The sequence below is a fragment of the Marisediminitalea lipolytica genome, assembly GCF_001758465.1.
GTDB classification, from domain to species: Bacteria; Pseudomonadota; Gammaproteobacteria; order Enterobacterales; family Alteromonadaceae; genus Alteromonas; species Alteromonas lipolytica.
Genome location: NZ_MJIC01000004.1, coordinates 112,950 through 125,175 on the forward strand (window position 1 = coordinate 112,950; position 12,226 = coordinate 125,175).

At 48.1% G+C, this 12,226-nt stretch carries 11 protein-coding genes; 4 read left to right on the top strand and 7 right to left on the bottom strand.

Features of this window, described 5'->3' with window-relative positions:
• Nucleotides 1-42: 42 nt before the first annotated feature.
• On the top strand, nt 43-882 hold the full coding sequence (locus BFC17_RS02170) for a DUF3025 domain-containing protein (RefSeq protein WP_083271532.1): 840 nt from the start codon (nt 43-45) through the stop codon (nt 880-882).
• Here the strand turns inward: BFC17_RS02170 and BFC17_RS02175 are convergent.
• Nucleotides 869-1,573, bottom strand: coding sequence for a Yip1 family protein (locus BFC17_RS02175; RefSeq protein ID WP_070174820.1), 705 nt, complete (start codon nt 1,571-1,573; stop codon nt 869-871). The two genes, BFC17_RS02170 and BFC17_RS02175, sit on opposite strands and share 14 nt — an antisense overlap.
• 146 nt (nt 1,574-1,719) lie before the next feature.
• Between BFC17_RS02175 and BFC17_RS02180 the strand changes: the two genes are divergently transcribed.
• The 3 genes from BFC17_RS02180 (at nt 1,720) to BFC17_RS02190 (ending at nt 4,843) form a co-directional block, all read left to right on the top strand.
• A complete protein-coding gene (locus BFC17_RS02180) occupies nt 1,720-2,499 on the top strand; it encodes an ABC transporter ATP-binding protein (protein WP_070174821.1) in 780 nt (259 codons plus the stop codon).
• A gap of 3 nt (nt 2,500-2,502) precedes the next feature.
• Nucleotides 2,503-3,696, top strand: coding sequence for an ABC transporter permease (locus BFC17_RS02185; RefSeq protein WP_070174822.1), 1,194 nt, complete (start codon nt 2,503-2,505; stop codon nt 3,694-3,696).
• A gap of 286 nt (nt 3,697-3,982) precedes the next feature.
• Nucleotides 3,983-4,843 (top strand): hypothetical protein, encoded by an 861-nt coding sequence (locus tag BFC17_RS02190; protein ID WP_070174823.1) that lies wholly within the window; start codon nt 3,983-3,985, stop codon nt 4,841-4,843.
• Nucleotides 4,844-4,885: 42 nt separating this feature from the next.
• Here the strand turns inward: BFC17_RS02190 and BFC17_RS02195 are convergent, their stop codons facing one another.
• From BFC17_RS02195 to putP, 6 genes are all read right to left on the bottom strand, one after another.
• Nucleotides 4,886-6,610, bottom strand: coding sequence for an SLC13 family permease (locus BFC17_RS02195; protein ID WP_070174824.1), 1,725 nt, complete (start codon nt 6,608-6,610; stop codon nt 4,886-4,888).
• Nucleotides 6,611-6,627: 17 nt separating this feature from the next.
• Nucleotides 6,628-8,043, bottom strand: coding sequence for a sulfate adenylyltransferase subunit CysN (gene cysN / locus BFC17_RS02200; RefSeq protein ID WP_070174825.1), 1,416 nt, complete (start codon nt 8,041-8,043; stop codon nt 6,628-6,630).
• 2 nt (nt 8,044-8,045) lie between these two features.
• A complete protein-coding gene (cysQ, locus tag BFC17_RS02205; protein ID WP_070174826.1) occupies nt 8,046-8,834 on the bottom strand; it encodes a 3'(2'),5'-bisphosphate nucleotidase CysQ in 789 nt (262 codons plus the stop codon).
• Complete coding sequence (gene cysC, locus BFC17_RS02210) at nt 8,834-9,427, bottom strand: adenylyl-sulfate kinase (RefSeq protein WP_070174827.1); 594 nt, start codon at nt 9,425-9,427, stop codon at nt 8,834-8,836. Before cysC ends, cysQ begins: the two co-directional genes overlap by 1 nt.
• The gene (cysD, locus tag BFC17_RS02215) at nt 9,427-10,341 is read right to left on the bottom strand and encodes a sulfate adenylyltransferase subunit CysD (protein ID WP_070174828.1); all 915 of its coding nucleotides are present in this window, start codon (nt 10,339-10,341) and stop codon (nt 9,427-9,429) included. The genes cysC and cysD overlap by 1 nt, the downstream gene beginning before the upstream one ends.
• 323 nt (nt 10,342-10,664) lie before the next feature.
• Nucleotides 10,665-12,185 (bottom strand): sodium/proline symporter PutP, encoded by a 1,521-nt coding sequence (gene putP / locus BFC17_RS02220; protein WP_070174829.1) that lies wholly within the window; start codon nt 12,183-12,185, stop codon nt 10,665-10,667.
• Nucleotides 12,186-12,226: the final 41 nt, after the last annotated feature.

Consider the following 12,226-nt stretch of genomic DNA (forward strand, 5'->3'; position numbering starts at 1 on the left):
TTCAGCGCAAATTTGAACTGCAAAGACACCCCCGGCCAATCCATGCAATCCAACGTTTCCTTAGTCTTGCCATTACAACAGCTATTTGCTCTGGCCCGGCTTGATGCCAGACAGCCACTGACTGCTGATGAGCTTAATAATATAAAGCCCGGACTTAGCCCGGATTGCTGTTGTCCGTCGTTTTTGGCTGATGAGCTGGCCGATTTGTCTGACCGTTATTACGAAGTTTTTATCGCAGAAGAAAAGCAGGTACCGACCCGACATAACTGGCACGACACCTTTAACGCGCTGATGTGGATGCTGTTTGGCCGGACAAAAAGTTTGCTTAATTACTTACACTGCCAACAAATCGCTGATTATGGGGTACATCCGCGTACAGCTAAACGTAATCGCTTAACGCATTTTGACGAATGCGGTTTAGTGATTGCCGTGCCGGCGAATAAACTCTGCGAGGGCAACGAGTTACTTAACCAGTTAGCCTTACATCAATGGCAAAATGTATTGCTAGCAAACCGCGGGGAATGGGGCACCACCTTGTTTCCTTTCATCTTTGGTCACGCGCTTTATGAAATGTTACTGACGCCTTTTATCGGTCTTACCGCTAAGTGGCTGGCGGTAGTGGTGCCAGATAACTTTGCGACGATGGATATTAGGGTTCAGTACGAGGTGTTGGATAAAGCGCTGGCGGCAAGGCTGACCGCCCTTGATGGTCTGGCGGCCAAAACAGTGCTCAAGCCTGTGCCTTTACTGGGGATACCGGATTGGTATAACGCCCAATCGCCGGAATTTTATGCCGATAAAAGTTATTTTCGGCCGCTGGCGCCTACCGCACCAGCAACCACGCAATTGCCGTTACAGGCCAGTGACCTTAAAACAGTTTAAAAATAGCCCACAGTCCCATAATGATCACAAAGGGAGCTGCTGCGATGATAGCTGATTTTTTGGTGCTAAAGCTGGTCCACTGGGCAATGCCAACGGTAATCAGGTAAATGCTCCAGAAGGTTTCCAGTCGAATGCTTTGCGCAAAGCTAAACCAGTCTGATTCCATACCAATACCAAAAAGGTAAGAGACTGATAGCGGACTAACGATAGACGGCTGTAACTGAGCGCTGTCTGACAAGGCGATTAATGCCATACCCATTACTGCGCCAACAACAACAGGCATGCTCACCCACCAGGTAAAGCCGTACCAGTCGGTATAGCCATTCAGGTTTTCTTCGCAGGAGCGGGTCATCAGGTTCAGGTATAGAGCCAGAATAGCGTTATACACAATTGGGCCGATGATGCCGCCAACCATCATAAACATCATTACCTGGGACTGAGTCATATTGTCGCGGTACATGTTTTTTTCCGCCGGGCTCAGATCGCCATATTGGGTATCAATAATTAAATTTTTATACCATTCAAAATCAATCGAATTGATAAACAGATAAGCAGGCAGCACGCTCATCGCGATAACAACTAAAAACGGGATCCACGACCAGTTGTTTTTTTCGTCGATGGTTTTAAACACGCCATTGGGTTTAAAGAAAATGTTGTTGCAACCCTGAAAAGGGTTAGTAACGTCTGACATCCATGACTCCTTATATTTTGTAACATTTTGCAGATTATTATTTTTAATCATGCCAGTATACTCATAAATTCCAACGATTTGCGTGAAAATTGTAACTAAAATTCACTGACAAAAACGGACCTATAACAATAACATAGGGAAGACAGATGATAGAAATCTCGAAACTGGCAAAAAAATTCGCGGTTGAGAACCCTAAAAAGCTTAGCGAACAGGAAAAAAAAGATCCCCGGCTAAAAGGCCGGTTTTTCCATTCTGTTCAGGATGTCTCATTTCATTGTGAGTCGGGCGAGGTGCTCGGCCTACTTGGCCCTAACGGCGCCGGTAAAACTACAACGCTCAGAATGCTATCCACCGCACTTAAGCCTGACAGCGGGGAAATCATTATAAATGGTACTAACGTGGTGACCAAACCGGTGGTGGCGCGCCAGATGATTGGTTTTTTGTCGGGTTCCACAGGGCTGTACGGACGGTTAACCGGGCGCGAAAATATCGCCTATTTTGGTCAGCTACACGGCATGAGTGAAGAGCAAATCGAAAGCAAAATCACCGAGCTTGCCGACATACTGGATATGCACAGCTTTTTGGATCGACGCAGCGAAAACTTTTCTACCGGAATGAAACAAAAAACCGCGATTGCCCGTGCGGTGGTGCACGATCCAAAAGTCGTTATTCTGGACGAACCGACAACCGGGCTGGACATTATGGCCGCGCAAACGGTTCTCGAATTTATTCAGCGCCTGAAAGAAAAAGGCGTGCCGGTTATTTTTTCGACCCACCATTTGGATGAAGTCGCAGAATTGTGTGACCGGGTGACGGTAATCCATCACGGTAAAACGCATTTTTCCGACTCGTTTGCGCAATTTAAAGCGCAGGCGGAAGGGTCGTTACACAAATCATTCATGCAAGTGATAAATCAGGGAGCCTAGTGTATGTGGAAAGTCATGCTTAAAGAAATCAAAGAACTGCTGCGCGACCGCAAAACCCTGTTTTTTATGGTGGCTTTGCCCATTCTGGTGTTTCCGCTGCTTATTGCTGTGGTGATGTTTTTTGCCGGTAAAGCGGTGGATAAGGCCGAAAATAAAGTACTGGATTACGCCGTTGTTGGCGCTCAGTATGCGCCCGCCCTGATGGAAGAGTTACAAAAATCTGAGCTGTTTAATCTGGTTGAAATACCGGCTGATGCTGATATCACTGCGTTTGTGAAGTCTGAACAAGCCGATTTTGTGCTGGTTGTCCCGGATAATTTTAGCGATGACGCCTTACAAAGCGGCCAGATAGAGCTGAGCCTTTATTTAAATGACGCTGGTTTAAACATGGTAAGGCGCCGACTGGATAAAATTGTCGACGCCTTTGCCGAAGCCAGCCAGCAAAAAGCTTTTGCATTGCTGGCACTCAATGAGGATCAGCAAAAGGCACTATTAGCGCCAATTGTGATTAAAAAAGTGGATGTGGCTGACAAACGGGAAAACTGGGGCGAAAAAATAGGCGGGATGATCCCATATTTTATTTTTATGCTGTGTTTACAGGGAGCGATGATCCCCGCTACAGACTTAGGGGCCGGTGAAAAAGAGCGCGGCACTTTGGAAACTTTGCTGATTTCACCCATCGAACGACACAAACTGGTGCTAGGAAAGTTCTTTACCATTGCGCTGGCTGGGGCAACGTCGGCTTTAATTACTGTCAGTAGTATGGCGGTATGGGGACTGATTATCAGTCAGGGCATGGCGATTGAAATGGTTACCGAGTTTATGAGTGCTATCAGCGCCATTGATTTTGTGCTGATGTTCTTAATGTTGGTACCGGTAGTGGCTATTTTCTCGGCAGTGTTGCTCAGCTTGTCGATATACGCCCGCAGCTTTAAAGAAGCGCAGGGGTACATGACCCCGTTAGTATTTGCGGTGATTGTGCCGGTGATGCTGGCCATGCTGCCTGGTGTGGAGCTTAAAGGCGGCTGGGCCTGGGTACCTTTAACCAACGTGGCTCTGGCCATTAAAGAGTTAATCAAGGGAACAATGGATTATTTCCAGCTGTTTGCCATCTTCTCGTCTACGGCTGTGATTGCCGGCGCGTTATTGTATTTTTGCGTGTTCTGGTTTAACAAAGAAAAAGTCCTGTTCCGTTAGTGCCAGAATGCCCAAGCATTCTGGCACCCCGGAAGCGCCCGAGGGGCGCTATCCGGGGTCTTCGTAACAGGCTGACTCACTCACTATTCCTGGATTCTGGCACCCCGGAAGCGCCCGAGGGGCGCTATCCGGGGTCTTTGTAACAGGCTGACTTACTCACTATTCCTGGATTCTGGTTATCCCGGAAGCGCCAACGGCGCTGTCCGGGCTCTCCGTAACAAGCTGACGCAGTCAAATATCCCTGCTAGTCTTAGCACTGTCACCATAATCGAGACAGGGAACTGGTATGTGCAAAAAGCTGTTTTTGTTGTTTCTGATATGCATTTCTGAGGCGCTGGCCGTGGAGGTTCAGCCGGATGAAATTTATCCGCCCGGGACAGAAGTAGAAGTCAGCAGTCTGGGAGTTGGGTTTACTATCCCGGCAGGCTGGCGTGGCGGCTGGCCATCTGGTACTGGCGCTTTTGTGCTGGACAATCAACAGGGCAACGCATCCATCATGATGATATTTGACCAGTTTTCTTCTGCACAGATTGCCTCGATGATGGCTGAAAATATTCCCCTTGATGAGAACATCTATCTGGCGCCACAAAGCTTACCTGCGACAAAATCTGACTATTATGAAAACCACTATCAGGTTGTGGGCTCCGTAGTTCCGCTTGGCGCTTTTATAGCGGCGAAAGAAGTGAGGGAAGGCCTGAGTCTGGCCACTATTTTAATGGCATCAGAGATAGGCCAGGACCAGCAGCATGTGGTGGTGCAGCTCACTAGCGGACTCAGGTTATTTACACCTGTACAACCAGAAGCGGATCCCAATGCCACCAGTTGGCAGGACTACATGCGAGGCCGTTATATTGCTCGCTATTACACAGGCTCGGGCTACCGCGAAAAACAAGAGCTGTGGTTATGTAGCGATGGTAGCTTTGCCAGTAGTTTTAATGCCGGTGGCTTTAGTATGGATGGATTTAGTGGTGCCATGGATGATAGCAATAGCGGTCAGTGGGAAGCGTCAGGCAGTACAAATCAGCCCGGTACACTTCGGCTAAATTATGCTAATGGCGCGCAAAGTGTTATTCAGCTGCAATTACAGGACAAGCTCTATCTGGATGGGGTGCAGTGGCTACGGGGTGATAATGAGCGCTGCCAGTAATCAGCAGCGCTGTTAATGCCTGTTTGTTTTTGCAACGCCTGGTTAAAAATAAACCCAGTTCAACAGCGCTATCACAATAGATGAATACACGATTGAGATAGGTAATCCAAAGCGAATAAAATGGCTGAACCTGTAATTAGCGGCGTTAAATACCAGCAGGTTGGTTTGGTAACCATAAGGCGAGATAAAACTCGCGCTGGCTGCAAAGGCCACGGCTAAAGCAAAGGGTAACAATGGCGCGCCGATAATCTCCACCAGGCCATAGGCAAAAGGAAACATTAACGCAGCAGCGGCGTTGTTGGTGACAAATTCAGTCAGTAACAAAGTAAGCAAATACACCACGATTAATGCTACCAGCCAGTTAGTATCAGCCAGATAAGGCAGCAGTAGTTCCGTGCTTAGGGCGATAACACCGGATTGCTCTAAACCCGTTGCCAAAGACAATGCTCCCACTATCACCACAATTAAGTTAAGTGGCAGGTTGCGCTTTATCTCGCCATTTGTAGTCACTTTTGCGCCTAACAGTACGGCAGCAAAAAACAGTAAACCAATACCCAGTGGCAGAATGTCGGTGGCCGCCAGTAACACGGTAATAAGAAAGCCGCCTACGGTTATCCACTCCTGTGGCGTTGACAGCGGTCTGGCAATACGTTGCTCAGACAGAATAAAGAAGTTTTTAGCAATATTGTGGCGACTATGAAAATCCGGTCCCGCTGCCAGTAACAGAAAATCACCGGCTTGCAGTTTAATTTCACCCAGTTTACCGGAGAGTTGCTCGCCGTCGCGTCTGATTGCTACTACCGCAGCATCAAACAAGGCTCTAAAACCCAGAGCTTTTATGGTCTGGCCGATGATCTGTGCGCGGTTGGAAACAATCACTTCGGTGAGGTTTTCCCGCAGAATTCCGTCTGATTCGGCAAAGGTTTTCAGCCCTTTGATATGACTGAGTGTATCCAGATTTTTCACGTTGCCAGAGAAAATCAGTTTATCATTTGCCTGGATCATCAGGTCCGGGCTGACCGGCGTGATAAGTTTTCCCTGTCGCACCACCTCAACCAAAAAAAGCTCCGGTAAGTTACGCAGGTGATTCTGCTCAACGGTTTTACCCACCAGTTCTGAGTCATTACTGACTTCTGCTTCGACGATATATTCGCGGAAATCCCGCTGTTTATTAGCGATATCCGGCAGTAATGGCGACATCAGAAACATCAGTAATCCGCAGCTTAAGCCGGCAACCAGTCCAAACAAGGTAAAGTCTAAAAAGCCAAAACCAGGGTGACCATGCTCTTGCAGAAAACTATCAACAATTAAATTCGTTGAGGTACCTATCAGGGTTACTGTGCCGCCTAAAATCGCCGCGTAAGAAAGCGGGATCAGCAGCCGTGAGGCCGGATGGTACTGGTTTTGTTTCACCGGCCCAATCAGGCTGGCAACAATAGCGGTGTTATTTAACAGCGCGGAAGAGAAAAAAGTGAGGCCAAACAAACGCCAGTAAGATTTGGTAAAACTGGCGGTAACCAGTTTGCGACCAAGACGCTTAATAAAGGCGGTTTTATCAATGGCACTACTAACCAGTAACAGCAGTATCAAAGTGATAAGGCCTTTATTGGTCAGGTTATCCAGAATTTGCTCAAAAGTGATTTGCTGGGTCGTTAACAGACCCAGTACCGCTAAGGCAAACACAGTAGAAGGGCGCTGATTTGAAAAAATCAGCGCCCCGATGGTACCGAAGAAAAACACCAGTACCAGTAGCTGGTTAAGTTCCATCTTGTGAGAACCCGCTCCTAGAGCTTACTAATATCGAGCGCATTCCAGTGTGGGAAGTGCTTGCGAACCAACTCGTTAAACTCCAGTTCAAACGCTGAGAATTCCTGCGTTTTGTGCTGTTGGTCTTTGGCGATTTCGTCAATGATCATACCAGCACCAACGGTACCGTTGGTCAGTCGGTCAATTACGATAAACGCACCAGTGGCACGGTTCTTTTGATAGTTGTCACAAGGTACCGGCTGGGTAAACTTAAGATCAACCACGGCGATTTCGTTTAAGTTCATGTGCACGCCCTGAGTGTGCTCCATGGTGTTAACGTCAATCAGGTGGTCGATTTCAGCCACCGAACCAGAGGTCATCTGGCTGGCAAACTTAAACAGGTACTGTTTGTTTGGCATCATTGGTTCGTCAGCCATCCACACCAGGTGTGATTTGTACTGAGAACTTAGCAGTGGCAGATTGTCAGACTTAACAATCATGTCACCGCGAGAGATATCAATTTCATCTTCCAGGGTCAGAGTAACGGCCAGCGGCGGATAAGCTACGTCTAAATCACCGTCAAAGGTAACGATAGATTTAACTTTTGAGGTCTTTCCTGATGGTAAGGCAGTGATGGCATCGCCCGGTTTAACTTGACCTGATACCACGGTTCCGGCAAAACCGCGGAAATCGAGGTTAGGGCGGTTAACGTACTGCACCGGGAAGCGGAAATCTTCGGTGTTAGCATCTTTGTTGATTTCGATGTTTTCCAGCATGGTCATCAGCGTACCGCCGGTATACCAAGGCGTGTGTTCACTTAAGTTAACCACGTTATCGCCTTCCAGCGCTGAAATAGGCACAAACTGGATATCAGGAATATTCAGCTTTTTAGAGAATTCCAGGAAATCAGTCTGGATATCTTTATAAACCTGTTCAGAGTAATCCATCAGATCCATTTTGTTCACAGCTACGATAACGTGTTTGATACCCAGCAGTGAGGCTAAGAAAGAGTGACGACGGGTCTGGGTTTTCACCCCGGCACGGGCGTCAACCATCAGGATTGCCAGATCACAGGTAGAAGCACCGGTAACCATGTTACGGGTGTACTGCTCGTGTCCGGGAGTATCCGCGATGATGAACTTACGCTTGTCGGTTGAGAAATAACGGTAAGCCACGTCGATAGTGATACCTTGCTCACGCTCAGATTGCAGACCATCTACCAGCAATGCCAGGTCAACACGGTCACCGGTGGTACCGACTTTTTTACTGTCCTGAGTGATAGCTGCTAACTGATCTTCAAAAATCATTTTTGAGTCGTGTAGCAAACGACCAATCAGGGTTGATTTACCATCATCTACGCTACCACAGGTTAAAAAGCGCAGCAGGTCTTTTTGTTCGTGTTGTTCTAGGTAAGACAGAATGTCTTCTTTTAATAATTCGTTTTCGTTATTCATGCTCAGGCACTCACGAGGAAATAAGGGTTCAACACAGACTCTTTCTGATTATAAGTCAGAGCCTCGGCGTCAGAATTTAATGGGTCAGCAGCGTCCAGCACGGTGACATCGGCACCGGCAGCCAGGGCAACCGCATGTGCAGCACCGGTATCCCACTCAGACGTTGGGCCCAGGCGCGGATAAAGGTGTGCTTCACCTTCGGCAACCAGACATAGTTTTAGTGAGCTGCCCATGGCAACCAGTTCGGTTTCGCCTTCAAGCTGCGCCAGCAGGTTTTGGATTTCAGGGCTTTGGTGTGAACGGCTGCCCACAACCTTCCATAACTCACCTGGCTGATGCGGTTTAGCGCTAATTGGGTTAACGCCTTCAGCGGTTTCGGTCCAGGCACCCTGACCAACCACACCCACATATGATTTTTTCAGTGCAGGGGCATACACCACACCCATAATTGGCTTGCCGCCATCAATCAGTGCGATGTTAACGGTAAATTCACCGTTCTTTTTGATAAATTCTTTGGTGCCGTCGAGCGGGTCGACCAACCAGTATTTATCCCAGGTTTTGCGCTTATCCCAGCTAATATCAGCCGATTCTTCAGACAAAATAGGGAGCGGTGAGATAGCCTCAAGACCGGCTACGATGCACTTGTGCGCCGCCAAGTCAGCTTCTGTCAGCGGACTGGTGTCTTGTTTTTCGTAGATGGCAAAGTCACGGTCATAAATTTCCATGATCTTATCACCAGCTTCTTTTGCGATGGCCAGCACCTGAAGTGCCAGTGGATCCGTAATCGCCATTATAGTAATCCTTTCTCTTCTAACAGGTTGTACAGACGCTCAGCAGTTTGTTCCGCTGGCTCATCCTGATACTGCAAGCGTACTTCTGGTGACTCAGGCGCTTCATAGGCCGAATCGATACCGGTAAAGTGTTTGATCTCACCGCTGCGGGCTTTTTTGTACAAGCCTTTTGGATCGCGCTGTTCACACACCGCCAGCGGGGTATCAACGAACACTTCGATAAACTCGCCGGTAGCCAGCAGGTTGCGGCAAAAGTCGCGGTCCGCCTGAAACGGCGAGATAAAAGCGGTTAAAACCATCATGCCGGAATCGACAAATAACTTGGCCACTTCGCTGATACGACGGATATTTTCTACCCGGTCTTTGTCGCTGAAGCCCAGATCGCCGCATAAGCCGTGACGTACGTTGTCGCCATCCAGCAGGTAAGTATGTTTACCTTTTTCGTGCAGCTTTTTTTCCAGCAGGTTGGCCAGCGTAGACTTACCTGAGCCACTCAGGCCTGTTAACCATAGAACACGCGGCTTCTGGCCGAGGCTTTCGGCGCGCGTATCCTTGTTGATTTCGTGTTGATGCCAAACGATATTCGTTGCCATTAGAAGTAACCTTCCATTTTCTTCTTCTCCATGGAGCCGGCGCTGTCATGGTCGATAACACGGCCCTGACGCTCTGACGTTTTGGTCAGCAGCATTTCCTGGATAACTTCTGGCAGGGTCGCCGCCGTTGACTCAACCGCACCGGTTAACGGGTAGCAACCCAGGGTACGGAATCGTACTGATTTCATTTCTGGTACTTCGCCTTCTTCCAGCGGCATACGGTCGTCGTCTACCATGATCAGCACGCCATCACGCTTCACAACCGGACGCGGCTTGGCCAGGTACAATTGAGGAATGTCGATGTTTTCTTTGTAGATGTATTGCCAGATATCCAGCTCAGTCCAGTTAGACATTGGGAATACACGAATACTCTCGCCTCTGTTGATTTGCGAGTTGTAGATATTCCATAATTCCGGACGCTGGTTTTTTGGATCCCAGCGGTGGTTGCTGTCACGGAATGAGTAAACACGCTCTTTAGCACGTGATTTTTCTTCGTCACGACGAGCGCCACCAAAGGCGGCATCAAACTTATATTTGTTTAATGCCTGCTTCAGTGCAGCGGTTTTCATCACATCGGTGTGCTTGGCACTACCGTGTGAGAAAGGGCCCATGCCCATGTCCACGCCTTCCTGGTTAATGTGTACCAGCAAGTCAAAGCCATGTTTTTTGGCTTGCTGGTCACGAAACTCTATCATTTCTTTAAACTTCCACGTGGTATCAACGTGAAGCAGCGGGAATGGGATTTTGCCAGGGGCAAACGCCTTACGCGCCAAATGAAGTAACACCGAAGAGTCCTTGCCTACGGAATAAAGCATCACCGGATTTTCAAATTCTGCGGCGACTTCACGAAAGATATGGATACTCTCGGCTTCGAGTTGTTTCAAGTGGGTGGTTGACGGGATACTATCAGTCATTTATCGAGTCCGAAGTTGTGGTTATATACGAAATGATTATATACATAGAACCCTAACATATTTAGAAAAAAAAGTGCTATGTTATTTTGCTATTTGAAATTACCTTTTTATTCCACTGTAATTTGGGTGTCACAAAAGGTTTTTTCAACGTCATTGGGCGGGCAAAACTGTTGCTCAACGAATGACTAGGCGAGGCTTGATTTGTTTGGTTTTTTCGCGGTAAAGACGTATTGTCAGCGCAGGGAATAACCAGCAGGTTGTCGCAGGCATCGCAACAACGCCCGGGCAGTTAAAGCCCGGCGTCGCTGCTCCGATGTGTGTATTCAGATAACGTTGCGCTGATGATGTAACGCTTCTTCGAATTTCTCAAAAGTCGCTTTTACACTGTCTCTGGGTTGGGTCAGCCTGGATACCACAACAATGGCGACACTCGATAAAATAAACCCGGGCACAATTTCATACATCCAGCTACTTAGTGACTGCCCGCCAATAGTTACCGGTAAATAGATCCAAAGCAGTACTGTAGCAGCACCCGTAATCATACCGGCAAAAGCGGCGGCTCGGGTCATATGGCGGTCAAACAGACTAAACAGCACTAATGGCCCAAAAGCGGCACCAAAACCAGCCCAGGCGTTACTCACCAGAGACAATATTGTGCTGTCCCGGTCGTAAGCTAATGCGATAGCAACTGCGGCCACTACAATTACCGAGACCCGACCAGCAATGACCAGTTCTTTTTCTGAGGCATCCTTACGCAGAAATACCTGATAAAAATCACTGGTCAGTGAACTGGAAGTCACCAGTAACTGCGATGAAATGGTGCTCATAATAGCGGCCAGGATGGCTGCTAACAGGAAACCACCAATGAGTGGATGGAACAACAGTTGCGACAAATAGATAAAAATCGTTTCAGGGTCGATATTAACGCCATCCTGCTGACTGACATAGGCCATGCCGTAAAGGCCGGTAAATAAGGCGCCGGTAATGGATAAAATCATCCAGCTCATACCAATACGACGGGCTACGGGCACGGCTTTAACTGAGCGGATTGCCATAAAACGGACAATAATATGGGGCTGACCAAAATAGCCTAATCCCCATGCCAGCAGCGAAACGATCCCAACCGCAGACAACGCGGTGTTGGTTGATGCGTCGGTGAATAAGGCGAACAAATTCGGGTTAATATCGGTGATAATGGCATTGGCCTCGGCTATCCCCCCCAGATTCATTATTACCACCACGGGTACCAGAATAAGCGAGATAAACATGATGCAGCCCTGCACAAAGTCGGTCATGCTCACAGCCATAAAGCCACCTATCAGAGTATAAGCCACCACTACACCAGCGGTGACATACAGACCTAATTCGTAACTCAAATTAAATGACGACTCGAATAACTTGCCGCCAGCCACGACGCCGGAAGACGTATAAAGCGTAAAGAAAATAACAATGACCACCGATGCAATCACCCGCAGCATCCGCGAATTATCGGCAAAACGGTTTTCAAAGTAATCGGGCAGGGTGATAGCGTTGTTGGCTATTTCGGTATACACCCGCAAACGCGGCGCTACCAGAATATAATTGGCAAAGGCGCCAATGGTTAAGCCAACGGCAATCCACATGGCAGAAATGCCTGCTACGTACATTGCACCGGGTAAGCCCATCAGCATCCAGCCGCTCATATCCGAAGCGCCAGCCGATAATGCGGTAACCGCAGGGCCAAGTTTACGCCCGCCAAGCATGTAGCCCTCAACACTGGTATCAGACTCTTTAAAGCTGTACCAGCCTATTCCCAGCATCACCAGAAAATAGACACCTAAGGATATCATTGTGCCAACTGCCATTAGCGTTCCCTTCTCATTATTGTTTGTTTAAATAGTGTGCT

What these genes read in the sequence shown, in the direction of transcription:
- BFC17_RS02170 (WP_083271532.1), top strand. Translation starts at nt 43, where the DNA reads ATGCAATCCAACGTTTCCTTAGTCTTGCCATTACAACAGCTATTTGCT.
- BFC17_RS02175 (WP_070174820.1), bottom strand. Translation starts at nt 1,573, where the DNA reads ATGTCAGACGTTACTAACCCTTTTCAGGGTTGCAACAACATTTTCTTT.
- BFC17_RS02180 (WP_070174821.1), top strand. Translation starts at nt 1,720, where the DNA reads ATGATAGAAATCTCGAAACTGGCAAAAAAATTCGCGGTTGAGAACCCT.
- BFC17_RS02185 (WP_070174822.1), top strand. Translation starts at nt 2,503, where the DNA reads ATGTGGAAAGTCATGCTTAAAGAAATCAAAGAACTGCTGCGCGACCGC.
- BFC17_RS02190 (WP_070174823.1), top strand. Translation starts at nt 3,983, where the DNA reads ATGTGCAAAAAGCTGTTTTTGTTGTTTCTGATATGCATTTCTGAGGCG.
- BFC17_RS02195 (WP_070174824.1), bottom strand. Translation starts at nt 6,610, where the DNA reads ATGGAACTTAACCAGCTACTGGTACTGGTGTTTTTCTTCGGTACCATC.
- cysN (WP_070174825.1), bottom strand. Translation starts at nt 8,043, where the DNA reads ATGAATAACGAAAACGAATTATTAAAAGAAGACATTCTGTCTTACCTA.
- cysQ (WP_070174826.1), bottom strand. Translation starts at nt 8,834, where the DNA reads ATGGCGATTACGGATCCACTGGCACTTCAGGTGCTGGCCATCGCAAAA.
- cysC (WP_070174827.1), bottom strand. Translation starts at nt 9,427, where the DNA reads ATGGCAACGAATATCGTTTGGCATCAACACGAAATCAACAAGGATACG.
- cysD (WP_070174828.1), bottom strand. Translation starts at nt 10,341, where the DNA reads ATGACTGATAGTATCCCGTCAACCACCCACTTGAAACAACTCGAAGCC.
- putP (WP_070174829.1), bottom strand. Translation starts at nt 12,185, where the DNA reads ATGGCAGTTGGCACAATGATATCCTTAGGTGTCTATTTTCTGGTGATG.